Origin of the sequence: Gracilibacillus salitolerans, from assembly GCF_009650095.1 — a bacterium.
Taxonomy (GTDB): Bacteria; Bacillota; Bacilli; order Bacillales; family Amphibacillaceae; genus Gracilibacillus; species Gracilibacillus salitolerans.
The window spans coordinates 3,666,045-3,691,057 of record NZ_CP045915.1 but is presented as its reverse complement, the minus strand read 5'-3'; the positions used below and the strand labels follow the sequence as shown (position 1 = coordinate 3,691,057).

General features: G+C 37.3%; 26 protein-coding genes. 16 read left to right on the top strand and 10 right to left on the bottom strand.

What is annotated here, in order from left to right; all coding sequences use genetic code 11:
- The first annotated feature begins 56 nt into the window (after positions 1 to 56).
- Positions 57 to 887 carry an aldo/keto reductase gene (locus GI584_RS17755; protein WP_153792046.1) on the top strand — a complete coding sequence of 277 codons (831 nt, stop codon included), beginning with the start codon at positions 57 to 59 and terminating at the stop codon, positions 885 to 887.
- A gap of 124 nt (positions 888 to 1,011) precedes the next feature.
- On the opposite strand, the gene GI584_RS17750 is transcribed toward GI584_RS17755, so the two are convergent.
- Positions 1,012 to 1,557, bottom strand: a complete 546-nt coding sequence (locus GI584_RS17750) for a beta-class carbonic anhydrase (protein WP_100359463.1) — start codon at positions 1,555 to 1,557, stop codon at positions 1,012 to 1,014.
- A 102-nt stretch (positions 1,558 to 1,659) separates the two neighbouring features.
- On the opposite strand from GI584_RS17750, the gene GI584_RS17745 reads away from it, so the two are divergent.
- From GI584_RS17745 to GI584_RS17730, 4 genes are all read left to right on the top strand, one after another.
- Positions 1,660 to 2,475: a S1C family serine protease gene (locus GI584_RS17745; RefSeq protein WP_153792045.1), complete on the top strand. Its 816-nt coding sequence runs from the start codon at positions 1,660 to 1,662 to the stop codon at positions 2,473 to 2,475.
- A gap of 340 nt (positions 2,476 to 2,815) precedes the next feature.
- The gene (gene sigI, locus GI584_RS17740; protein ID WP_100359465.1) at positions 2,816 to 3,547 is read left to right on the top strand and encodes an RNA polymerase sigma-I factor; all 732 of its coding nucleotides are present in this window, start codon (positions 2,816 to 2,818) and stop codon (positions 3,545 to 3,547) included.
- Positions 3,544 to 4,722, top strand: coding sequence for an anti-sigma-I factor RsgI family protein (locus GI584_RS17735; RefSeq protein WP_153792044.1), 1,179 nt, complete (start codon positions 3,544 to 3,546; stop codon positions 4,720 to 4,722). The genes sigI and GI584_RS17735 overlap by 4 nt, the downstream gene beginning before the upstream one ends.
- A 234-nt stretch (positions 4,723 to 4,956) precedes the next feature.
- Positions 4,957 to 6,495 carry a bifunctional GNAT family N-acetyltransferase/carbon-nitrogen hydrolase family protein gene (locus GI584_RS17730; RefSeq protein WP_153792043.1) on the top strand — a complete coding sequence of 513 codons (1,539 nt, stop codon included), beginning with the start codon at positions 4,957 to 4,959 and terminating at the stop codon, positions 6,493 to 6,495.
- 96 nt (positions 6,496 to 6,591) lie between these two features.
- Here the strand turns inward: GI584_RS17730 and GI584_RS17725 are convergent, their stop codons facing one another.
- Complete coding sequence (locus tag GI584_RS17725) at positions 6,592 to 6,819, bottom strand: YhdB family protein (protein WP_100359468.1); 228 nt, start codon at positions 6,817 to 6,819, stop codon at positions 6,592 to 6,594.
- Positions 6,820 to 7,177: 358 nt separating this feature from the next.
- On the opposite strand from GI584_RS17725, the gene GI584_RS17720 reads away from it, so the two are divergent.
- The 7 genes from GI584_RS17720 to GI584_RS17685 all read left to right on the top strand — a co-directional run bounded on the left by GI584_RS17720 (position 7,178) and on the right by GI584_RS17685 (position 13,571).
- Entirely contained in the window at positions 7,178 to 7,852 is a 675-nt protein-coding gene (locus GI584_RS17720) for a YhcN/YlaJ family sporulation lipoprotein (RefSeq protein ID WP_100359469.1), read from the top strand.
- A 159-nt stretch (positions 7,853 to 8,011) separates the two neighbouring features.
- The gene (locus GI584_RS17715; RefSeq protein WP_153792042.1) at positions 8,012 to 8,647 is read left to right on the top strand and encodes a class I SAM-dependent DNA methyltransferase; all 636 of its coding nucleotides are present in this window, start codon (positions 8,012 to 8,014) and stop codon (positions 8,645 to 8,647) included.
- Positions 8,648 to 8,666: 19 nt separating this feature from the next.
- Positions 8,667 to 9,134, top strand: a complete 468-nt coding sequence (locus GI584_RS17710; RefSeq protein WP_153792041.1) for an S-ribosylhomocysteine lyase — start codon at positions 8,667 to 8,669, stop codon at positions 9,132 to 9,134.
- Positions 9,135 to 9,147: 13 nt separating this feature from the next.
- Positions 9,148 to 10,059, top strand: a complete 912-nt coding sequence (locus tag GI584_RS17705; protein ID WP_153792040.1) for a PLP-dependent cysteine synthase family protein — start codon at positions 9,148 to 9,150, stop codon at positions 10,057 to 10,059.
- Positions 10,060 to 10,206: 147 nt separating this feature from the next.
- On the top strand, positions 10,207 to 11,340 hold the full coding sequence (locus tag GI584_RS17700) for a bifunctional cystathionine gamma-lyase/homocysteine desulfhydrase (protein WP_100359473.1): 1,134 nt from the start codon (positions 10,207 to 10,209) through the stop codon (positions 11,338 to 11,340).
- A gap of 395 nt (positions 11,341 to 11,735) precedes the next feature.
- Positions 11,736 to 13,109: a dipeptidase gene (locus GI584_RS17690; RefSeq protein ID WP_407647370.1), complete on the top strand. Its 1,374-nt coding sequence runs from the start codon at positions 11,736 to 11,738 to the stop codon at positions 13,107 to 13,109.
- A gap of 90 nt (positions 13,110 to 13,199) precedes the next feature.
- Positions 13,200 to 13,571, top strand: coding sequence for a rhodanese-like domain-containing protein (locus GI584_RS17685; RefSeq protein ID WP_153792037.1), 372 nt, complete (start codon positions 13,200 to 13,202; stop codon positions 13,569 to 13,571).
- A 176-nt stretch (positions 13,572 to 13,747) separates the two neighbouring features.
- Here the strand turns inward: GI584_RS17685 and GI584_RS17680 are convergent, their stop codons facing one another.
- On the bottom strand, positions 13,748 to 14,176 hold the full coding sequence (locus GI584_RS17680) for a CHRD domain-containing protein (RefSeq protein WP_100359476.1): 429 nt from the start codon (positions 14,174 to 14,176) through the stop codon (positions 13,748 to 13,750).
- A gap of 205 nt (positions 14,177 to 14,381) precedes the next feature.
- Between GI584_RS17680 and GI584_RS17675 the strand changes: the two genes are divergently transcribed.
- The 3 genes from GI584_RS17675 (at position 14,382) to GI584_RS17665 (ending at position 16,927) form a co-directional block, all read left to right on the top strand.
- Positions 14,382 to 15,794, top strand: coding sequence for a SpoVR family protein (locus GI584_RS17675; protein ID WP_153792036.1), 1,413 nt, complete (start codon positions 14,382 to 14,384; stop codon positions 15,792 to 15,794).
- 172 nt (positions 15,795 to 15,966) lie between these two features.
- On the top strand, positions 15,967 to 16,407 hold the full coding sequence (locus GI584_RS17670; protein WP_153792035.1) for a GyrI-like domain-containing protein: 441 nt from the start codon (positions 15,967 to 15,969) through the stop codon (positions 16,405 to 16,407).
- A 76-nt stretch (positions 16,408 to 16,483) separates the two neighbouring features.
- Positions 16,484 to 16,927, top strand: coding sequence for a hypothetical protein (locus GI584_RS17665; protein ID WP_100359479.1), 444 nt, complete (start codon positions 16,484 to 16,486; stop codon positions 16,925 to 16,927).
- Positions 16,928 to 17,005: 78 nt separating this feature from the next.
- On the opposite strand, the gene GI584_RS17660 is transcribed toward GI584_RS17665, so the two are convergent.
- From GI584_RS17660 to GI584_RS17630, 7 genes are all read right to left on the bottom strand, one after another.
- Positions 17,006 to 17,314 (bottom strand): ArsR/SmtB family transcription factor, encoded by a 309-nt coding sequence (locus GI584_RS17660; RefSeq protein ID WP_100359480.1) that lies wholly within the window; start codon positions 17,312 to 17,314, stop codon positions 17,006 to 17,008.
- 18 nt (positions 17,315 to 17,332) lie between these two features.
- Positions 17,333 to 18,250, bottom strand: a complete 918-nt coding sequence (locus tag GI584_RS17655) for a cation diffusion facilitator family transporter (protein ID WP_100359481.1) — start codon at positions 18,248 to 18,250, stop codon at positions 17,333 to 17,335.
- A gap of 151 nt (positions 18,251 to 18,401) precedes the next feature.
- Positions 18,402 to 19,598 carry a chromate efflux transporter gene (gene chrA / locus GI584_RS17650; RefSeq protein ID WP_153792034.1) on the bottom strand — a complete coding sequence of 399 codons (1,197 nt, stop codon included), beginning with the start codon at positions 19,596 to 19,598 and terminating at the stop codon, positions 18,402 to 18,404.
- A gap of 224 nt (positions 19,599 to 19,822) precedes the next feature.
- Positions 19,823 to 20,827: a TIGR00341 family protein gene (locus tag GI584_RS17645; RefSeq protein ID WP_100359483.1), complete on the bottom strand. Its 1,005-nt coding sequence runs from the start codon at positions 20,825 to 20,827 to the stop codon at positions 19,823 to 19,825.
- Positions 20,828 to 20,846: 19 nt separating this feature from the next.
- Positions 20,847 to 21,563 carry an SDR family oxidoreductase gene (locus GI584_RS17640; protein WP_153792033.1) on the bottom strand — a complete coding sequence of 239 codons (717 nt, stop codon included), beginning with the start codon at positions 21,561 to 21,563 and terminating at the stop codon, positions 20,847 to 20,849.
- Positions 21,547 to 22,962: a sensor histidine kinase gene (locus tag GI584_RS17635; RefSeq protein WP_153792032.1), complete on the bottom strand. Its 1,416-nt coding sequence runs from the start codon at positions 22,960 to 22,962 to the stop codon at positions 21,547 to 21,549. Before GI584_RS17635 ends, GI584_RS17640 begins: the two co-directional genes overlap by 17 nt.
- On the bottom strand, positions 22,952 to 23,647 hold the full coding sequence (locus GI584_RS17630) for a response regulator transcription factor (RefSeq protein ID WP_153792031.1): 696 nt from the start codon (positions 23,645 to 23,647) through the stop codon (positions 22,952 to 22,954). The genes GI584_RS17635 and GI584_RS17630 overlap by 11 nt, the downstream gene beginning before the upstream one ends.
- A 366-nt stretch (positions 23,648 to 24,013) precedes the next feature.
- Here GI584_RS17630 and qoxA point away from each other — a divergent pair, with 366 nt between their 5' ends.
- Positions 24,014 to 25,006: a cytochrome aa3 quinol oxidase subunit II gene (qoxA, locus tag GI584_RS17625; protein WP_407647369.1), complete on the top strand. Its 993-nt coding sequence runs from the start codon at positions 24,014 to 24,016 to the stop codon at positions 25,004 to 25,006.
- Positions 25,007 to 25,013 lie beyond the last annotated feature (7 nt).

The window sequence follows — 25,013 nt, the reverse complement described above, 5'->3', positions numbered from 1 at the left end:
CAGGATACTAAAATAGAAAGTGAATGGTTTATAAATAAAAGGAGGCGTTTCTAATTATGAGTTTAACGACAACATTAAAACTGAACAACGGTACAGAAATACCAGCAGTCGGGCTTGGCGTATACAAAGCAGAGCCAGGAGATGAGGTCTACCATGCAGTACGCTCAGCATTAGAATTAGGATACCGTCATATTGATACTGCTTCCCTTTATGCAAATGAAGAGGGAGTAGGGCAAGCGATTGTTGACAGTGGTATTCCTCGTGAAGAAATTTTTGTGACCACGAAAGTATGGAATGATGAACAAGGGTATGAAGAAACAAAAGCAGCATTTAAGCGTAGTTTAGAACGTCTACAAATGGATTATGTTGATTTATACTTAGTACACTGGCCAGTACCAGGAAAATTCACGGAAACTTACAAAGCACTTGAAGAAATATATCGTGATGGCGAAGCAAAAGCAATTGGGGTAAGTAACTTTGAACCACACCATTTAGAGGAGCTGTTAAAAGAAGCAGAAGTCACCCCAGTAGTGAACCAAGTTGAATTACACCCACAACTACAACAACAAGCTGTTAGAGATTTTTGTGAAAAGCACGATATTAAAGTAGAAGCATGGGCTCCATTAGGTAAGGCACGTTATTTTGATCATCCTGTATTACAGGAATTAGCTGCCAAGCATAATAAAAAGCCTTCCCAAATTATTGTGCGTTGGCAATTCCAAAGTGGCATCATTACGATTCCGAAGTCTGTTCATAAGGGGCGCCAACAGGAAAACGTAAATATCTTTGATTTTGAATTATCAGATGAAGATATCCAAAAAATCAAAGGGATGAATGCAGACAAACGGATTGGCGCTCATCCTGATGAGTTTGATTATGGAGTATAAATTATAAAGAAAAAGCGGAGAAAACACTGAAAAAGAGTCTTTCATCGCTGAGAAATGTTCCTTAGTGTAAAATAAAAAGTAAGCATGTAAAAAGGCTTGGTGCGAACCAAGCCTTTTCTGTTAGTTAATATCCCTTTTTCACTAAATCTAATTTCCCTGTTGCTGGGTCAATGATTAGACCGTGTACAGGCACTTCTTCAGGTAACAATGGATGATTATCGATAATACGCACTGATTGCTCAACTGATGCACTAACATCGTCAAAACCAGTTAACCACTCTTTTGGTTCTTTATCGAGACTGTCAATTGCTGTTTGTTCAATTCCTTTGTCCTTCATTAAATCAACGAAGCTGTCCGTATCGAAACCATTCATTCCACAACCATGATGTGCGATTACAAATACTTCGTCTGCTTGTAAGGCGTGAATTGCTACTAATATACTTTTCATTGTACTGTCATAAGGATCATTCAAAATAGCACCTGCATTTTTAACCATCTTCACATCGCCATTTTGCAAATTTAATGCTTTAGGTAAAAGTTCAACCAAACGAGTATCCATGCATGTGAAAATTACTGCACGTTTGTTTGGGAATTTGTCTGTTTCATATACCTCATAGCCTTTTTCTTCAACAAATTTTTTATTATAGTCAAGAATTTCATCTAATAACATCTTAGCACTCCTTCCCTTTCTATATAATATAAAACAAGATAGTAATTCCTTCAAATAAAATGATATAATACAAATAACAGATTGTTTTTGATGAGGTGTAATATGAAACATTCGGACGACAAAGAATGGGATATTATAGATGAAGATTTATATGAAGAAATAGATCCGGAAGAAATGTATGAGCTAGTTGAAGACGAACGTCAAAAACTAAAAGAAAAAGAGAAAAGAGAAGCAAATCAGAAAAAGAAGCCACTTATCCCAAAATGGGGAATATGGCTGATTGCTATAGCGATGTTTATTCAAGTGATCACCATTCTTCCGCAAACCTTTTCGATTCCAGCTATCGAATTCATTCAAACTTCAGCGCGTTTAATGCAGGATGATACAGTCGGACAGTATCGTGAAGCAGTTGTCGTTATTGAAGGTGAGGACAATAAAGGAACCGGCTTTGCTATATCAGAAGATGGTTTGATCATCACCAATTATCATGTCATTGAGGATCAACCAAGGATCACTGTTGCTTTTCGAGAAGAAGGTCTGTACAGTGGTGAGGTTGTGGAAACCTATCCAGAGATTGACCTTGCTGTGTTAGAAATAGAGGCAGAAAATCTTCCATACCTAAAAGTGAGTGATCAAAACGGCACAGAACAGCTAAAAAATGTTCTGTTCATAGGAAATCCACTCCGTTTTAATGGCATTGCCAACGAAGGAGACTTAATTGGAAAGACACAATTATCCTCATGGGAAAAACCAGTCTACATGTTAGATGCACCTGTTTATCGAGGGAACAGCGGTAGTCCGGTAATAGATGAGCAAGGTGAAGTCATTGCGGTTGTTTTTGCTACTCAGAAAAATGAGATGTACGGCAGAGTTGGCTTAGCCGTTCCGATAGAATATCTAAAAATATATAAACAATGACACATGTAATCTCTCAGTATTGTTTTTACTGAGAGTTTGTTTATTACCTTTAAAAGAGGGTATTTATACTTTTATCACATTGCTATTGTTTTTAGGTTCTAAAGAACTACTGTATATGATTAATTTTCTGTGATTATTTAACTACTGTGAGTAAATGTGTCTATTTTTTGAAAATAAAACTTAATGAATTGTAATTGAATCATGGTAGATAGAAACAAAATTTTCTTTTATTCTGTATAAAGTGACAAAATAAACTGGTGGAAATATATTTATTTTTATTGATAACAGCCAAAAAAACATAAATACAATACGAATTTATAAAGGACTGGTGGTGCCGAATATGATAGAAAGCCAGTTGATCGATAGAGAATATAGATTAGAAGATCAAATTGAATTGATACAGCGAGGTGATGAGCATTTACGTAATGATATAATCAAAGCATACCAACCATTTATCGCTAAATGTGTTTCAGAAGTCTGTAAAAGATATATCCAAAAACAAAATGATGAATTTAGTGTCGGTATGATTGCTTTTAATGAAGCAATAGAGATGTATTCTCGGGAGAAAGGCTCATCATTTCTTGCATTTGCACAAGTCATCATAAAACGCAAAGTGATTGATTATATCCGGAAAGAACAGCGACAATATATGTATCCAGCTCTGAATATGCATGAAGAGGATGAATTGGAAGAAAGTCCCTTACAGATATCAGAAGCAAAAAAAATATTTCAATTGGAAGAAGAATCCTGGAATCGCAAACAAGAAATTATCGAGTTATCAGAACAATTGAAGAAGTTTAAAATTTCGTTTAAAGAACTTACTGAAATTTCACCAAAACACCAAGACGCGCGAGAATCTGCAGTTTATGCTGCAAAACAATTAATAAATGACCCGAACTTAAAAGAATATGTACTTCGAAAAAAAAGAGTTCCTATTAAAGATTTACTGAAAGTTGTATCGGTCAGTAAAAAAACGTTAGAGCGAAATCGAAAGTATATATTAGCGGTATTTATTATCCTTACAGGTGATTATTTATATTTAAGAGAATACCTTAAGGGGGTAGATCTGTGAAAAAAGGACTAATTGTGGAACATAAATCGCGATATACAATCGTGATGGATAAAGATGGTGTGTTCCACAAAGCAATACCAATGAAGGAAAAAGAAATTGGTATGGAAACCTTTTATCAACTGAAAGAATCCGTCTGGCAATCATTTTTTATGGGTTTTAAAGGAATATTTAAATGGAAAATAGTTCCTATGGTATTAACATGTTTACTGCTATTAAGTCCATTATACATATGGGTAGCAGATGATAAAGCATATGCAGTAGTTAGTATTGACATTAATCCGAGCTTGAATATTACCATTGATGAGCAATATCAAGTACTTAACGTTGAACCGATGAATGATGACGCTGAACAACTGATGGATAATTTAGAGGTTAAAAATCATACCATAACATCGTTGACAGATGAAATTCTTGATAAAGTTACATTAGACTCAGGAACAGTAGCGGATCGACCGGTTTTAATGGCGGTAAGCTATTATGATGAAGAGCAGCAGGACCATCACTTTGAAGATGAATTAGGTAGTTATTATCAACAGCTAGGATATCAAGTAGCCATTTATGAAGTTTCAAAAGAACTTAGAACTCAGGCTGAAACAGAACATCTCTCAATGAATGAGTTAACAGCACAGTCGTTAGGGACAAGTGTAGGATCAGAAGTAAAACAACTATCATCTGAAAACGATACGCCTAAACCTTCCTTAGATACTGAGGAGAAAGAACTAATCGAAAATTTTTATAATCATAATGAGCAAGAACAAGAGGAAGAGGCTATTCAGGAAGAGATCGAAATCGATGAAACAGAACAGGAAGAGAATGTAGAAGATATTGAGGAAACCAATCAAGGCGAATCAAAAAAAGAGAAAAACGATCCTACTGTTTTACCAGTTAATGCAAGTGAGCGTGCTAAAGAACAAAAAACAACTAATAATGACAGAAAGAAAGATAATCATGGTCAAAAAGTGAGCGAAGAGGCAAAAAAAAAGAAAGACGATGATGGTCAAAAGCTGAGTACAGAGGGAAAGAAAAAAAAGCAGACTCAGAAAAAACAAAAAGCGACAAGCAATAAATATAAAAATCAGGATAATAAAAATAATACATCAAAAGTCAATCATAATAAGAAATCGAATAAGAAAGATAAGCAAAAACAGAATCCAGGTAAAGGACATAACAAGTAAAAAACTGTCATCTCTTCATATAGGGATGACAGTTTTTTCTGTAATAACAGAATGTAGCACTGGTGATGTTTAATGCAAGGACTAGAACCGGTGAGAAAGAAGGTTTGCAGAATGCTTGGCAACATCGACTAACCCCTTGTTGCACCGTTGCTCTGCGCTTATCAAATAAAATAAAAAAGCAATATCGTTAAAAATATGATATATTTTGAAAAAGAGCAGAAAGGGTGGGGTAGCATGTCTGAAATTGATTTATCCAGTTTTGAAAAGAAAATCTTTGTTCGTAATATTAAGTGTGAGGATTTCGAGCAAATTTTCACCTTACAAAAACGATGTTTTCCCAATATGGAACCGTGGAAAAAAGAACACCTTGAAAGCCATCTTGATATTTTTCCGGAAGGCCAGTTTTGTGTTGAATATGATGGTAAGATAATAGGCAGTTGCTCCAGCCTCGTGATCAATTTTGATGAATATGATGCTCAACATACATGGGACGATATTACGGATGAAGGATACATAACAAACCATAATCCAGAAGGTTACAATTTATATGGAATTGAGGTTATGGTAGATCCTTCCTTTCAAGGGATGAAAATTGGCAAGAGATTATATGAAGCGCGAAAAGATTTAGCACGCCGAATGAATGTGAAAAGTATTATTATAGGAGGAAGAATTCCTAACTATCATAAGTATAAGCATCAATTGACGCCAAGAGAGTATGTGGAAGAAGTAACCAATAAAAATATATTTGATCCAGTATTAACTTTTCAAATAATGAATGGCTTTACCGTAATGCGGATAAATCCAAGGTATTTGCCAGATGATAAAGCATCTGTACAATATGCAACGTTGATGGAATGGAATAATGTGGATTATCTTCCACAGACAAAACGACATTTTAAAACTGCTTTTCCAGTACGAATCACAGTTATCCAATATATGATGAAGCGAATTGAATCATTTGATGAGTTTGCCAAACAAGTAGAATATTATGTCGATGTTGCTTATGATTTTGGCTCTGATTTTGCAGTTTTTCCTGAAATTTTTACTGCTCAATTAATGTCATTTATAGATGAAAAGATACCTTCAAAGGCAATCCGCAATTTGTCGGAATTTACCGAGGATTATATTGCCCTTTTTACGGACTTAGCGGTGAAATATAATGTTAATATTATTGGCGGTTCACATTTTGTTGAAGAAAATGATCATATTTATAATATAGCTTATTTGTTCAGAAGAGATGGTACGATTGAAAAACAATATAAAATCCATGTAACGCCTAATGAACGTAAATGGTGGGGAATTCAACCAGGAGATCATGTTGGTATTTTTGAAACGGATTGTGGAAAAATAGCGATTCAAATTTGTTACGATATTCAATTCCCTGAATTATCAAGATATGCTGTTGATCAAGGAGCAAATATTATTTTTGTTCCATTCTGTACAGATGATCGTCAAGGCTATCTGCGTGTTCGATATTGTGCGCAAGCTCGAGCTGTGGAAAATCAAGTCTATACCGTTATTGCTGGTACGGTAGGAAACTTAACTCAAGTAGAAAACATGGATATTCAGTATGCACAATCTGGAATCTTTACGCCGTCGGATTTTGAATTTGCCCGGGATGGTATTGTCGGTGAATGTAATCCTAATATTGAAACGGTTGTCGTTGGTGACGTGGATTTAGAAATTTTAAGAAGACAACGTAAATCAGGTACAGTGCGACAATTGCGTGATAGACGTCGTGACTTATTTGAGATTAAATATCGTGGGCAATAAGTTGTTGGGTTAGTGATACACTAACCCAAAATGCATATTTAGATCAGCTGAGGAAAGATATAGTTTTTACAAATTTAACCTTTCCCCAGCATTATTTTATTGTGTAAGGCTCATTTGGTTGACTAAAGCATGGTCAATGTAATGCATAAGTTGTTCATGCGAATTTATCAGGTATTCCTGTGAACTTGGGTAATGATAGGCATGCAAAAATTGTTCAATTTTTTTGGACAGCAAGTCATCATTTGTTCGGACCATTAATACAAGCAAATCATCCCATTGCCCCCAAAGCGTATAATATAATGCTTTATCGTAGTCAATATTCAACGGATAATCCCCCTTTTTTTATAAGGTAAGAAAGCATAAACGGAGATGTCTAGCTCCGTGCACCCAAAAACTAGGCGACTTCCACGAATCGCCCTACGATAAGTCATCATCGGTTCGCAAGCTCACCGTGATTCCTTTATCTCAGTTGTTTCGTCTCCAGTCCATAAGTTTCTAAACGGGCGCTTTGCGCTTTTCATATTTGTTGTATTCATTTTAGTTGGGGAATCATTAATTAGTGTGTGCGGTTTACAATGAAAAAGTCTAAAGAACTGTTGGTCTCATTACCAAATATTAATTAACATAAGCCGTTCTGTTTCCATCCATACTATTCATGATCTTTAAAAAAGGAGGGAAACAAATGAAATTACCAAAGCCGGCTTTAGCATTGACCTTTGCTGCAACCTTAACACTTGTAGCATGTGGCGGAAATGAATATGGCCAAGAAAATGGTGAATATAATGGTAATCCTGCACAACCGATAGGCTACAATCAAACATCCAATGATCCAGCTAATGATCGTGCTAATAATAGAAATCAAACAACAGATCCAGCTCGTGGACAAGACAATATGAACCGTAACACTCGTCAAAATGACAACAATCAATTCATGTTTGATGGTAGAACAAACCGAGATGCCGATAACATGACTAACACCAGACGTGACGGTACTAATTATGATGTAGCGGAAGAAGCAGCTGAACAAATCCAGTCTGATGTTCCGGAAATTGACCGTGTGTATGTATTAACAACTGATAATAATGCATATGTAGCGGCGTCATGGGATAAACGAACAAATAATAATAATCAAAACCGAAACAATGACGAATTAACGGAAGAAACAAGAGAAGAAATCACAAAAGCAGTTAAATCTGTTAACAATGATATTGACAATGTTTATATTTCGACAAACCCAGATTTCTTTGATTTAGCAGATGAATATGCTAATGATGTAGACAGGGGCGAACCGGTAGAAGGCTTTTTCAGACGTATTGGAAATATGATCGAAAGAGTTTTCCCGAATGATGAAGAATAAGGAAGTAGGAGCAAGTATCTTCGGATACTTGCTCTTTTTCTATATGCAATCTTACCCAAATCACACTTTTGCATATTAGAGGTTTTTGTGCTATATTAGTGTCAATTCCGATAAAACAGAGTAAAATAGTATGAATTAACATAGATGGAGGAATTTATCATGGGGAGAGAGTTTTTGGAAGTGTTTGAGGAGTGGGCTTCTACGTATGATGAAGCTGTAACTGGACATGATCCTCAGTATAGAGATGTATTCGAAGGATATGATACAATATTAAATGAAGTTGCTCAGTTGGCTAGAGGTACAGTAATGGAGTTCGGTGTTGGCACTGGCAATTTAACGGAAAAGATATTGGCTAAAGATTTACAAGTAATTGGGGTTGAACCATCAGAACCGATGAGAGAGTTAGCAAAGGAAAAATTACCTGAATTAGCTCTTTATGAAGGGGATTTTCTTGAATTTCCATTACCGGATAAACCAGTAGATACGATTGTAAGTACGTATGCTTTCCACCATTTAACAAAAGAAGAAAAGAACATAGCGATTGCTAAGTTTTATTCTTTGATAGCGGATGGTGGTCGTGTAGTATTTGCGGATACAGTTTATGAGAATAAACAGGCAGAAGAGCAAATCAAACAAGAAGCACATGAATTGGGCTATCATGAATTACTGGAGGATTTAAACAGAGAATACTATCCTCAATTAGAGGATATACGTCAGCTTTTTGAACAAAATGGATTTCATTTCGAAGCGAAACAGCGGAATAAATTTGTTTGGTTATTTGTAGCGGAAAAATAATAAGAGGAGTGATTGGAAGATGACTAAAAAAATGAATGTTGAAAGCTTTAATTTAGATCATACCAAAGTAAAAGCACCATACGTACGCCTCGTAGGAGTTACTACAGGAGAGAATAGTGATAAAGTTTATAAATATGATATTCGTTTCTGTCAACCGAACAAAGACCATATGGATATGGCAGGACTTCATTCGATTGAACACTTAATGGCAGAAAACATTCGAAATCACATTGATAATGTATTGGATATCAGTCCGATGGGATGCCAAACCGGTTTTTACCTTGCCATCCTGAACAATGACAGTTTTGAGGACGTAGTAGAAGCATTAGAAAAGACCTTGCAGGATGTAGTAGAAGCTACAGATGTACCAGCATGTAATGAAGTCCAATGCGGCTGGGCAGCTAACCATAGCTTGGAAGGTGCAAAAGACATCGCTAGAAATATGTTAGCTGGAAAAGACGAATGGCACATCGTGTTTGCTGAATAAAAGAGGGATTAGATTGGCACTTTATAAAAATATACAACAATTGATCGGTGGTACACCGTTAATGGAGCTATCGAATTTCGTACTCCCGGACGGTGTACGGCTTTTTGCAAAATTAGAATTCTTTAACCCTGGTGGCAGTATTAAAGATCGTTTAGGAATCAATTTGATCGAAACAGCGCTGCAATCTGGTGAGTTGAAACCAGGTGGAACGATTATCGAACCTACGGCTGGTAATACAGGGATCGGAATTGCCTTGGCTGCTGTTAATAGAGGATTTAGTGTTATTTTCGTTGTTCCAGAACACTTTAGTCAGGAAAAGCAATTATTAATGAAAGCTTTAGGAGCAGAAGTTGTCCATACGCCTAGAGATGAAGGAATGCGTGGAGCGATCGAGAAAACCAAACAGCTGCTTTCAGAAATCCCGAACAGTTATGCTCCACAGCAATTTGGAAATCCAGCAAACCCAGAAACTTATTATAAAACATTAGCTCCAGAGATTGAGAATGACTTAAAGGATGAGATATCTGTTTTTGTTGCAGGTGCAGGAACAGGGGGCACCTTTATGGGAGCTGCCCGTTATTTCAAAGATAAAAATCCAACAACAAAAACAGTAATTGTGGAACCTGAAGGGTCGATTATTGCTGGTGGTGAAGTGGGACCCCATCGTACAGAAGGAATCGGTATGGAATTTTTACCAGACTATATGGATCGTGCATTATTCGATGAAATTCATACGATTGATGATGATGTAGCTTTTGATATGGTACAACAACTGGCAAAAAAAGAAGGACTACTGGTAGGAAGCTCATCAGGTGCAGCGATGGTTGCCGCTTTACGTGAAGCGGAGAATGCCAAGTCAGGTAGCAACATCGTTACCATTTTTCCAGATAGTAGTGAACGATATTTAAGTAAAGATATTTATTAGGGGGGTAATCGTCCTTAACTCTTCACTTTATGGTTTGAGTATTTCAAAGAAGCAAAAGGAAGGATAACGGACGCTAACACCCTGATAAGTCAGTTTCGCAATGATGGAAGTCTCACATTATACGTTTGATTCGTAGGAGGAATAGTTATGAAACGTAAAACAAAAATGGTACATGGCGGTATTACAGGGGATGAAAGAACAGGTGCCGTATCTGTACCGATTTATCAAGTAAGTACTTACAGACAACCAGAAGCCGGAAAACACACTGGTTACGAATATTCCAGAACAGGTAACCCGACACGACATGCATTAGAAACAGTCACCGCAGAATTAGAGAACGGTAAAGCAGGCTTTGCTTTTGCATCAGGAATGGCGGCAATCACAACTGTTATGATGTTGCTCAAAGCTGGTGATCATGTCGTGTTAACAGACGATGTATATGGTGGAACCTATCGTTTAACAACCAAAGTGTTAAATCGTATTGACCTCGGACACACATTTGTTGATACAAGTGATATCGCAGCGATAGAAGCAGCGATTAAGCCAAATACGAAAATGCTATATATTGAAACACCGACCAATCCATTGTTGAAAGTCACCGACTTGAAAAAAATGAAAGAAATCGCTGATAAGCATCATCTTTTATTAGTGGTTGATAATACATTCGCGACACCATACTTGCAAACGCCATTAGATTTCGGTGCGGATATTGTCTTACACAGTGCAACGAAATACATCGGTGGTCACAGTGACGTTGTATCAGGGCTTGCAGTTGTAAAGGACGAAAAACTGGCTGAAGAAATCCATTTTATTCAAAACTCTGTTGGTGCTGTCTTAGGACCACAGGATTCATGGTTGTTAATGCGTGGTATCAAGACATTAGGATTACGTATGGAAGCAATCGAAAAAAATGCGAACAAAATTGCAGCTTATCTTGACCACCATCCAAATGTTGAGAAGGTATATTACCCAGGCTTAACATCACATGCTGGACATAATGTCACCAAACAGCAGGCAGAAGGTTTTGGAGGCATGATTGCATTTGATGTCGGCAGTGGAGAAAAAGCGGATCAAGTATTGAGCAAAGTTGATTATTTCACCTTAGCGGAAAGTCTTGGAGCGGTCGAAAGTTTAATTTCGATACCAGCACGCATGACACATGCTTCAATTCCAAAAGACCGTCGTGAAGAATTAGGCATTACTGACGGACTAATTCGTCTATCAATCGGAATCGAAGACGTCGATGACTTAATAGAAGACTTAGCAAAAGGTTTAGACTAATATGCAGGCTGTTTAAAGTATACATCTTAGATTTTGGGATAGTTTTATCATAGTGAGAAATGCACTTATCTTTTTAAAAGGTAAGTGTTTTTTTGTTGTTATGAAGGACAAAAGAAGTGAAAACCGGAGAAAAGTGTCCTTCATAGCCGTGATGAAGGACAAAAGAAGCGAAAACCGGAGAAAAGTGTCCCTCATAGCCGTTATGAAGGACAAAAGAAGCGAAAACCGAAGAAAAGTGTCCTTCATAACCCTAATGAAGTTAAAACATACAGAAATGGAGAAAAATTGTATCTCATTTTTTAAAGGAAAAACTGTTCCCCAAACTTTTTTAATGAATGATTCCCCACTTACATGTTAAACTATGGAAAGAAAGAAGCGAAAGGAACGTGATGACGATGAAAGAAGTTATTGAATACCTTGAAAAATATAAAGATCAACACCTGGAAGAACTTAAAAACTTTTTACATATCCCAAGTGTCAGCACAGATTCCACCCATAAAGAAGATGTGAAAAAAGCGGCACAGTTTGTAGGCAACTATTTAACGGACGCTGGATTTGAAACCGTGGAAGTTCAGGAAACAAAAGGTCATCCACTTGTATATGCTGAATGGATGGATGCCGGTGAAGACGCGCCAACTGTTTTATTTTATGGCCATTATGATGTGCAGCCACCAGACCCACTCGACCAATGGAAGAGTGATCCGTTTCAACCAGAAGTTAGAGATGGAAGGATCTATGCCCGCGGTTCCAGTGATGATAAAGGGCAAGTTTTTATGCACCTCGTGGTGTTAAAAGCTTTCCTGAAAACGACAGGCTCATTACCAATCAATGTGAAAGTCTGTATAGAAGGGGAAGAAGAGATCGGTAGTGCCAATCTTTATGATATTCTTCATGAACAAAAGGAAAAATTCCAAGCTGATTTTGCAGTCATTTCTGACTCGGGAATGGTTGCCAATGATCAGCCAACCATTCTTTATGGATTAAAAGGTTTTACCGGGTTGGAATTCACATTGAAAGGACCTGACAATGATTTGCACTCAGGTCTGTACGGTGGTGCGGTGAAAAATCCAGCAATGGCAATGGCGCAGCTCTTGGCAACGATGAAAAATGAAGAAGAAGTGGTGCAAATAGCAGGCTTTTATGATCAGGTTGAACCATTGTCATCTGAAGAACGTGCATTAATTAAAGATGCACCAAGTGAAGATTATGAAGAGTCTACTGGAGTAAAAGAGACGGTTTCGGAAAAAGGCTATACTGCAAAAGAACATACTATGGCTAGACCAACCCTAGAAATCAATGGTTTATTTAGCGGTTACCAGGGAGAGGGCACGAAAACCATTATCCCGTCTACTGCAACGGCCAAACTAACATGTCGTCTAGTACCAGACCAAGATCCGCAAGAAATTCAGGATTTATTAGTAAAACATTTGGAACAGCATGTGCCAAGAGGGGTGGAACTAACCATAAAGCGTGAACCTTTATCAGCGAAAGCATATAAAGTGGATCCAGATCATCCGTTGATTACCAAAGCAGCAGAGAGCTTTACAGAAACCTTTGAAAAAGAAGCGGTATATGTTCGTATGGGTGGCTCTATACCAGTTGTGGAATGGATTGACTCAATGTATCAAATTCCTGTGGTATTGCTTGGTTTCGGAACACCTGATGACCGATTGCATTCTCCTAATGAAAGCTTCCCAATTGCCCATTTCGATAAAGGAATGAAGACAATTGTCCATTATTGGGAGAAAGTTAAAAATCTTAAACAATAGACCGTGGTGAAAGGAAAAGGTTGACAATATACTGTAACGGTGTAAGATATTTGTGAGCCATTCATCATAGGTAATGGAGGATAACTTAATATGTCAATCTTTTGGATTGTTTTATTGTTGATCATCGTATTTTTTAGCCATTTATTCTATACACGATATGTACCGATTAAAGGAATCCCATGTGTAGAAATAGATAAAAAGCTTAATCGGGAAAAATTAACGCTAGATATCCGTGATTATCAGGAAGCGGATAATGATAAAGTAGAAGAAGCGGTTGTGATTCCCATACCATACCTAAGAAGATATTTTCACGAAATTCCTTCTCGAACAGTTCATATTGTTGCTTCGAATCATGTGGAAAAAAATTTAGCGATTCGTTTCTTGAAACAAAAAGGGTTTGAAATAACAGGTTATACGCTTACGGAATGTAGATGTAAGAAAAAGATAGGAAGATTAGCATAATTTAAAATAAACCTTGCTGTATAAAATAGGCAAGGTTTATTTTTATACATTTTTCGTAATAGAAGTGATATAAACTGATGACATAAAAATTTGATGTCCACAAAATCTTGACTCAACATCTGACATTTATCACGGCGCTAACCGTCCGTAAGTCCCCCGCTGATGGAAGTCTCACTTTATCTTGGTACAATTTGGCCTCTGATTTCACCTGCAGGATTTTGTTCAGTATGGGCATTAACATAAGTTGATTTTTGTTCCATAAATTTTAATAAATCTTCTATGGTTTTTATACCAACGTCATTTTCTACAATATCGTCATCTGTTATAGTTCCTGTAACAACGCCTCTTCCAGTCGATATTCCATGTTGTTTCTCAAGCGTTTCTAAGTCAGCACCGAATAGAAACACTATTACAGGTCCATTTTCACCCCGTCTGCCAAAATGGATATGCGCTTGAACCAAGTTTTCAATGTTGTTAACTTCTAGTGTAAACTTTATTTTAGTTCTGTTTTTGTTAACTATAAATTTTGCTGAACCAGAAGCATTTGTGTTTACAGGAGGGACTTCATTTCTGCCTTTCAATCTGGCAATAAAGAGTCTTCGCATGTTACTCACCTCACTTTCCATGCAATTAATACAGTCTATGAAGGTAATTTAGATTAGTATAGGTAGTTCACTAAAGAATGCGGATGTATCATAATCATAGTACACTTATAAAACCCAATGTGTATTTCAAAATCGAACCCGTTAATCTCATAATGGGTGTCCTATTTTCGAACACCTCTCATATATTATAGTGGAGGTGTTTTGTTTGAAAGCAGAAGATAAAAAAAAATTAGAAAAAGCGATTCACGAAATTACCGAGATCGCAGAAGGATTTGGCTTAGATTTTTATCCGATGCGGTATGAGATTTGTCCGCCTGAAATATTATATACATTTGGTGCCTATGGGATGCCGACAAGATTTTCGCATTGGAGCTTCGGAAAACAATTTCACCGGATGAAACTTCAATATGATCTTGGGTTGAGTAGAATATATGAATTGGTGATCAATTCCAACCCTTGTTATGCTTTCTTATTACATTCTAATAGTTTGATTCAAAATAAATTGATTGTAGCCCATGTATTAGCACATTGTGACTTTTTTAAAAACAATGTGCGGTTTCAAAATACGAAGCGCGATATGGTAGAGAGCATGGCTGCGACAGCTGAGCGTGTAGCGAAATATGAGAAACAATATGGCATAAAAGAAGTAGAAAAATTTCTTGATGCAGTGCTCGCTATTCAAGAGCACATCGACCCGACCTTATTAAAAGCACAATTAGATTGGCAAAAAAATGATGAGGAAGAAGAACAACAGCGTAGAAGAACAGAATACGATGATTTATGGGATTTAGATCAGCAGACTTCAGCAAGTTCAGGGCCAACCAAAAAGAAAAAGACTTTCCCACCACATCCTGAAAAAGATATTTTATTATTTATTGAAGAGCATAGCAGAGAATTAGAGGATTGGCAGCGAGACATCTTAACGATGATGCGTGAGGAAATGCTTTATTTTTGGCCACAATTGGAAACTAAAATTATGAATGAAGGATGGGCGACGTATTGGCATCAACGAATTGTAAGAGAGTTAGATTTAACAAATGATGAAACAGTAGAATTTGCTTCACTGAATGCCAGTGTTGTTCAACCGTCGACTACACAGATTAATCCTTATTACCTTGGAGTAAAAATGTTTGAAGATATTGAAGAACGTTACAACAACCCTTCAGAAGAAATGAAACGATTTGGTGCAGAACCTGGGACCGGAAAAGAAAAGATTTTCGAAGTTCGTGAAATAGAATCAGATATCTCTTTTATGCGCAATTATTTAACAAAAGAACTAGTTGAAAAGGAAGATTTGTACCTTTTTCAAAAACAAGGACCAGAATATAAAATTGTTGATAAAAATTGGGAAGATGTACGTGATCAACTAATTTCAACCAGATTAAACGGTGGGTTTCCTTATTTGACGGTTGAAGATGGTGACTATTTGCGTAATGGAGAGTTATATATTCGCCATCATTACGAAGATGTAGAGTTGGATGTACGTTATTTAGAGAAAACGTTGCCTTATATCTATCGATTATGGGGAAGAGACGTCCATCTTGAAACCATTATGGAAGATAAAGAATGCTTATTCTCGTGTAATGGTGCAAAAGTGATGAAAAAATATATCTCATAAAGCAGGAATTGTTACGTATAAAGTAGAAATGTAGAATCAGTATTTCGTACTGGTTCTTTTTTTTACTGTTTTTAAAGGATTACAGTTAGGATTTGGTAGCAGGTAAAGATAGAAATAAAACAAGTATTAATGGTAGTGGATTTCCCATTTTTCTAATGAAGAGGTGGAAAAGTTGAATATTGTTAAAAAAGCAGAAATGACAGTAGTGGGTATTAAAATAAAAAGAGATTGGAAAGGATTAATCCGGGAAATGCCAGTAAAGTGGGACGAGTTTAACAATAGATTAGCGGAAGTGAAACAGAGAAAATCGGATACAATGATGGACATAAGTTTAGAAGAAAATGACGCAATCTATACCCAATGTATTTGTGTAGAAGTAGAAAACCAAGTCGAAGTTCCTGAAGGAATGGAAATGATCGTTATTCCTTCAGCTAGCTACTTATATCATAAGCACGAAGGAAGTTTAGTTTCCATTGCGCAAAGCTTTGGTGAGATGTATCAGTATGGGAAAGAACATGAATTGGCTTTAGAAACAATGAAAATAGATATAGGATATACTATGCAAGGTGATGAAACAATACATGATTTATATATTAAAATAAATGAACAGTAAGCGCCTATTTTAAATATGGACAAATTACCTAACCTTCCGCAAAACATATAGTGTTAGAGACGGGAGGTTAATCATCATGGAACAATACTATCCATCTCAACAATATATGTATGATCAATATGGAAATGTGTATCCAAACAATGGTCAGTTCTTGCCATTATCTCAACGGGGTTATCCAGGTACGGGACAAGGAGGCGGTCCATCATCTCCACCACCATTTGGACCACCAGATTTCGGCCAGGGACCACAAGGTATGCCGCCAACAGGTCCACCACCTGCACAAATACCGCAACAAGCGCAACAGCTAGGTGACGGGCCACAATTATATGCAGTTGATCCTGGTTCAATGAGAGGGTGCTTATACCGATTTACTTATGTCTGGCTCAGTCGGTATAACTCATTCTGGTTTTATCCAACTTATATAGGCCGACGCTCGGTAGCCGGCTATCGCTGGACAGGATTTAACTGGGTATATTTCGGCATAGATACAGAAAGAATTCAATCCTTTTCATGTGTGTAGAACAGAAAAAAACACATGCGTTTTCCTCCATGGTGAAACGCATGTGTTTTTGTATTTACATGAGTTCATGAGTCTCTTTCAGTGATGTGTCGCATGGTCAATCGATTGCTGCAATATTTTCATCACGTGTTCATCATCCTGAGAATAATAAATCGTTTTACCGTCTCGCCTATATTTTACTAGTCGTAAATTTTTCAAAAAACGTAATTGATGGGAGACATTTGATTGATTGAGATCCAATTGTACCGCAATATTTGAGACCGATAATTCACGATTAAACAATAAATGTAAAATGCGAATTCGTGTCGGATCAGCTAACGCTTTAAAGGTTTGAGATACTAAAAACAGTGTTTCTTCATCTAATGGTTGATAATTTTCGTCTGACATTACACAACCCTCCTGTGATCAATTACAATTGTTTTCATCATGTTCCATATCTGTCTGCACGCCCTCTATTTGAATCGTTGTATGATGAATAGCAAAATCATCATGTAATAAATTTGCTGCCTTTATTAATAGCTGATCTCGATCAACATTTTCTTCGACAACCATATGACAGCTCAACGCTGGAAAATCTGAAGTGATTGTCCAGACATGTAAATCATGAATATTGGTGACTCCATCTAATTGGACCAATTTGTTTTCAATGTCCTCATATGATATATAACTAGGGGTACCTTCCATTAAAATATGAAAAGAATCACGAGAGACTCGGTAACCACTAATTAAAATGAGAACAGCGACAATAATACTTGCAATTGGGTCTGCCATATTCCAATTAAAGAACATAATCAATAGCCCGGCAATAATCGCACCAACCGATCCAAGTAAATCTCCTAATACATGCAGCAATGCACTGCGCATATTTAAGTTACCTTTTGTATCTCCGCCGTTCATTAATATAAAGGCAACGATAATATTAACGATAAGTCCGGTAACGGCAATCCAAAGCATCATCGGACTTACATTAGGCGGTTCTAAAAAGCGATGATATGCTTCATAAAAAATATAAATAGAAATGGCTAGAAGTGTGACACCATTGATAAACGCCGCTAATATTTCAAATCGTTTATAACCATATGTTTTCTGGGCGTTTGCTGCTTTTTCGCTTAATTTAAATGCAAATAAACTCAATCCTAGAGCGAACGCATCACTCAACATGTGACCAGCGTCAGATAATAACGCCAAACTATTGGTGAGAATACCCCCAATGACTTCGATAACCATAAATGTCGCAATAAGTATAAAGCTGATCAATAACGCCTTTTTATTGTTTGTATGATGATGATCATGACTATGACCATGTCCGTGATGATGTCCCATGCAATATCCTCCTTTAATACAATATATGAACATGTATTCATATTATAAAATGAATAATGGAAATGTGCAAGAAAAATAGGAGTATCCAGATAATTAGAAAAAGCACCTTGATATTCACTAAAAGTAAAAAGTGACCGGAAATATCCGATCACTAAAAAGGTACATATGGTAATAAGATGCCACCGATCAGTCCGATAATTACAACCACCCATGATGGCAGCTTCCAAAACGCTAACAAACTAAAGAGAATGGCAGCTAAGATAAAATCTTTTGTTTCTATAATCGTGCTTGTCCAGATTGGCTGATAAAAGGCAGCAATTAACAGGCCGACAACCGCTGCATTTACACTGACTAAGGCACCACGTACCGAGGAAACATGACGTAACGCATGCCAGAAAGGTAACGTACCTATAATAAGTAAAAAGGCTGGTAGAAAGATAGCAGCTGTTGCGAGTAAACCACCAGGAATGCCGCCGATTACCGTTCCAAGGTATGCCGCAAAGGTAAAAAGCGGACCAGGTACTGCTTGTGCAGCCCCATAACCTGCTAAAAATTCTTGTTCGGATACCCAGCCAGTTGGTACAAATTCTTGCTCCAGTAATGGTAAAACGACATGCCCTCCGCCAAAAACAAGAGCACCAGAACGATAAAAGCTGTCAAACATCGCCAACCATTGCCAATCTGTTATCCGACTGACAATTGGAAGCACGGCTAATAAGATAAAAAATAAAGCAATACTAATAATAGCTGTTTTCTTAGATAAGCCTAAACTTAATCGTGCAGGTTGTTCTTGTTTCTCTTGTTTTTGGAAAAAGAAAATACCGATTGCCGCTGCGACCAAGATGATTATTACTTGTGTAATCGTTGTTTGCCAAGCTAGACTGACAGTAACTGCGATTATGGCTATCGTTTTTCTTGGTAAATCAGGTGTTAACTTAGCACCCATTCCCATAATTGCATGGGCGACAACTGCTACGGCAACAATTTTTAAACCATGGATAAAGCTTGCATCATAAAAGGAAAATTGATGTAAAGCTAATGCAAATAAGATGAGGACAATAACCGATGGTAAGGTAAAGCCAAGAAAGGCAAGAATACCACCTAATATACCACCACGAATGATTCCGACACCAATGCCGACTTGACTGCTGGCAGGTCCAGGCAGGAATTGGCACAATGCTACTAAATCCGCATAAGCTTTTTCATCGAGCCATTTTTTTCGCCGTACGTATTCCTCATGGAAATAGCCGAGATGTGCCACAGGGCCACCGAATGAGGTGAAGCCTAATCGAGTCGCAATCCACAGAATGAATAAATAATCGCGAAATGTGTTTTTTTCTCTAGTCATAATAGCCTCCCTATCTCTGTAAATTATAGCAATCCCGTCATATCCCAACAAGGAATGCATTGTAAAGTTTTTGTAAAAAAATTAATACTTAAAATCTATAAAACGCAGCTAGGATATGCTTCGACAACATACTTTGGTTGATTTAGCATTCATTCGAGAAAGGTTGAAAGGAGACAAACCTGATCTGAGTCTGTGTTAAAAAAAGCGGGGCGGTGTGGTTATTGTCAAAATTGGATAATAATAATCATCACAGCAAGGATAATAATGACGCTACTGATGAATATTAGTGCATAGGTTTTCGATGTATGGGCAACTTGAATTTCGCTCCAATTAACCGGTTCAATGCCACTCGTCCAAAAAACAACGATAGCTGAGAAAAGAATGGCACTTATATTGACCATTAAGAGAATCAATGGGGTTAGAGCTTGTTGAAATTCCAAAGCCCCTAGCATCATTCCCAGAACTACAGCAGGTGGTAATAATGCGACAGAGACCATTACCCCAACGAGTGCTTCAGAAACCCGTTTTGCAAATGACATTGCACCTGCAGTACCAGCGGCAAGCGCTACAACTATATCCATCAATTCAATGTTAGTCCTCGCCAAAAATTCATCACTATTAACCGGCAAAGTAAAGAGTAATCCGAAAATAATCGCTATCCCGACTGGAATCGCCAAACCATATAAGCATGTGAGAACAGATCTTTTCATCAAATTATAATCACCTAATGTTGCAGCAAAAGCAAGCGCAGTAAAAGGACCGATCAAGGGTGCAATTACCATCGCACCGATCACAATAGCAGGACTATCTTTAACGATTCCGGCTGTTGCAACCACAGAAGATAATAGCAACATCCATATATAATTTACACTGGAAGTACTGGATGATTGCACAACATTATATAATTCATGGCGACTGGCACGGGTAATTTCTTTTTGTTTTTCTTCGGGATTCTCTGCTTCGTCTTCTTCCTTGTCAACTTCAATCCTTGGTACATATGTCGAAATATTATAGAGTAGTGCTCGTATATTATCTTGGCCACGGTCGTTTACTTCCAGAAAATCTAATATCTCTTCTGCATATTTTTTTTCGATTAATATTTTGGCTAATTGTTCGTCTTCCGAGATTTTCGTATACCATTTTTCGATTACATGGTATTCTTCTACTTCTTTCAGAAATCGTTCAAATCGATGGGCAGGGATATAGACTTCGATCAGTTGCAGTTCCATTATGTGCTCGTCCTTTCTTTTAAGGTTCGTAAATCATTTTCCGAGTCATGCCACCATCTATAACCAGGTTCTCACCATTGATGAAGTTGTTGGCTGGATCGGTTAAAAATAAACAAGCTCTTGCGATATCTTCTGGTTTGCCTACCCGTTTCGATGGGTGTTGTGTATGATCAATCGGTCGAAGCTTCTCGTAGTCACTCGTTTGGATCCAACCGGGACTGATCGCATTACTCGTAATCTGGTCGTCCTGCAATGTCATAGCTAAAGCATGAGTTAATGCGAAGATCCCTCCTTTACTTGCCGCGTAGCTTTCGGTATTCGCTTCTGACATAAAGGCACGTGTGGAGGCAATATGGACAAGGCTTCCTCCTGTAGGTTGTTTGCGCATGATAAGTGCAGCTTTTTGCGAGCATAAAAAGGTGCTTCTTAAGTTCGTATTAATCACTTTATCCCAGTCTTCCACTGAAATTTCGTAAAAGTCCCCGAAAGTGGAGACACCCGCATTATTAATTAGGATATCCAATTTGGAAAAGGAATCCGTTATATGTTGAAAAAGTTGTTCAATATCCTTAGCTTTACTGACATCAGTCTTTAGGAAATAGATGTCAGCATTTTGGGGCTTCTCGATATCTGCCACCACAACTGTTGCACCTTCAGCTAGGTAGCTTTCTGTGATAGCTTTACCGATGCCATTTGCTCCTCCTGTTACGACCACAACTTTACCTTGATATCGCATGCTGTGGATCCTCCTCTTTCGGAAAGCGTAATGTGATCGTTGTTCCCTTATTTAATTCACTATCAACCTCGATGTCTCCTTCATGCATTTCAACTAAATTTTTTACAATGGCTAAACCTAATCCGGTTCCGCCATTAGCCCGAGAACGTGATTTATCAACACGATAGAAACGCTCAAATAGGTAAGGTATGTCTTCTTTCTTAATACCAATACCTGTATCTTTTACCCGAATCATTACCTCATCACGTTCTTCTTTTACTTTTAGTGTAATGCTTCCTTTTTCTGTGTAGCGAACGGCATTTTCGACAAGATTTGTTAATACTTGATCGAGTCTGTTTTTGTCAGCGAATAAAAAGACGATACTGTCCGGTACATCCAGATTCATGGTTAGTCCTTTTTCCGAAGCCCTGAACTGGGATCGTCTAACCATTTCCTCTGCTAGTTTATTTACATTGATATCTTCTTTATTTAAATCGATTTTGCCTTCCTCGATTTTGGATAAGTCGGTGAGGTCATCCATTAGATTACTGATATGATCTGTTTCATTCTCAATAATTTCAAGAAATTCATCGCGTTCCTCTCTATTTTGATACATCTCATGACGAACGGCATTGGCATATCCTTTTACATAGGTTAATGGCGTCTTCAGTTCATGTGTGATATTCGAGAAAAATTCATTACGGTTTGTCTGGTAGCGTTCCAAAGTTTCGGATAGATGGTTGATGGCATGTGCCAAAGATCCGATTTCATCATTCGCTTTATAATCTACACGTAAAGAGAAATTCTTTTTTTCTGCTATTTGTTTGGCGACTTTCTCCATCGTGATTAATGGTGCCCCTAATTTTTTTGAAATAAAGAAAGTAAATCCGATTGCTAAAGCAACTGCTCCTAAACTTGCCAAAATCACTAGGAAGATAATATTATGAATCGAATTACTGATGAGTCCGAATGAAGAGAATAAAACGACACTTCCTTGAATACCACCCTGATTCGTGATCGGCTGCGCTACTTTTAAATAAGTCGTACTGTTAAACGTGTAATCATCTACTATTGTTTCTCCGGCCTCTAACTGCTTAATCTGCGGATTGGCGAGTACTTCATCAGTAATATCTTCGTGCCAGTTTGTTTGTAATACCGTATCTCCATTTTGATCTAGGATAACCGCACTGGTATCGGTCATATCTGCGAGGTGTTCCAATAGCTGAAGACTTTCTGGATCATCTATACTGTTTACTTGTGTTGCGTATTTTCCTGACAGCTGTATAAGCTGCTGTTCCGTTTGATTCATCGAGTAGTTTAAAATAAGTTGTAAAATAATATACCCAAGTGGAATTAAAATAATGAGTTGTAAAAATAAGATGGTAGCGCCAAGCTTAAAAACTACACTATTAAGTTTCATTGTTATCCCTCCGGTTAAATTTGTAACCAACACCCCATACAGTTTCTATTGGCTGATGGGAGATGCCAGCTTTCTTCAATTTATCTCGCACGTAACGGACATGTGAATCGACTGTTCTAATATCGACAATATCATCCAACCCCCATATTAAATCCAACAGCTGTTCCCTCGTGTAGACCCGATTTGGATGGGATGCCATCAAATACAGTAAATCAAATTCTTTTGGACTGTATTTGATTTCTTTTCCTTTAACCATAACGGTATGGGAATCAGGATCGATTTGTAATTCGTTGAACTGTATGTTTTTTGTCTGTTCCCCTTCTTTTTGAAAATGCCGGAGCTGTACTTGAATCCGTGCTAACAATTCTTCCGGCTCAAATGGTTTTACCACGTAATCATCTGCTCCAATTGTTAAACCTTCTACTTTTTGAGAGGTTTCGTTTAATGCGGTAAGCAAGATAATCGGAGTGCCAGGTTTGATTTTTTTCATTTGCTTACACGCTTCTATCCCGTCTAACTCGGGCATCATAATATCTAACAAAACGAGGTCAACCTCATTTTGTTTTAATACATGGATGGCTTCGTTGCCATTTTCAGCTTCTATCAGTTTGAAATCTTTTCTTAAATATAAAGTTAACATCATTCTCATTTGTTGTTCGTCATCGACAATTAATATCGTCTTCATTTCTATCCCTCTCAACCTTCATTTTTGTTTCTACTCAAATAGTATAGAAAAATGCGCTATTAGTAAAATGGATGATGTTATCACGGTGCTAATCGTCTGTAAAATCCCCACTTCAAACTTCAATTAACACAAGGAAGCTAGGTGGGGGATAACAGAGCTAACACCCTGATAAGTTTCACTAATGATCAGTGGAGGTAACCCCCATTGATCATAGTCTCACTTTATTTTGAACAAATTATGACATTTATCACTTCATCATACTTTCATCACATTTACCTGTCACAATGAAAACAGATGTAATTTTACTTATGAAACAAAAGGGTATGTAAAGTAATAGAAATGTTTTTTGACGAAAGGAGAAACACCATGAATGCAATGAAGAAGCTCGTATATGCTCTCACTTTATTGTTAATTCCTGTTTTACTTGCAGGCTGTGAATCAAAACTGCTCGTATTTGATCCTAAAGGACCTGTTGCAAGAAGTTTAACAGATTTAATTGTATATTCGATTATCTTTATGTTAGTTATTGTAGTCGTTATTTTTGTGTTATTTGGCTATATTGTTTGGAAATACAGAGCTCGAAAGGATGACAGTGATTTTGAACCAGAAGAGGAAAAAGGAAACCATCTTCTTGAAATAACATGGTTTACGATCCCAGTCATTATTGTTATTGCCTTGATGATTCCAACGATGAAGACTATTTATGAGGTTGAGGATATTCCCCAAGGCTATGAAGAGGAAGAACCGCTTGTTATCCATGTAACATCAGCGGATTGGAAATGGATTTTCAGTTATCCGGAACAGGATATTGAAACAGTGAACTATATTAATATTCCAGCAGATCACCCAGTTCAATTCAAAATGACCTCTGCAGGAACGATGCAATCATTTTGGGTACCTGAACTAGGTGGGCAAAAATATACGATGGCCAATATGCAAACGAATCTATACTTGGTAGCAGACAAACCAGGTTCTTTCTATGGAAGAAACACAAGCTTTAATGGTCAAGGGTATGCTCACATGGAATTTGAAGTTCAAGCACAAACAGAAGAAGATTTTAATGAATGGGTACATGAAGTGCATAACACGGCGATGGATTTATCCGAAGAAAAATATAGTGAAATCCTTGAGCCAGGTGTTTTGGGACGTATGACATTTAATGGAACACATTTAGAGTGGATTGATCATGCTCATGGTGGTTCAGAAAAATATATTGACTCAGAATTATATCGAATTGACCACGGAGATGACGAAGAAGAGCAGGAAGAAGGTCGTGAAGATGACCAGGAAGAAGAAAACGAAAATCAAGACACAGAAGATACAAGTGAATCTGCAAACACAGATCACTCACATCATTAAAAGAGGT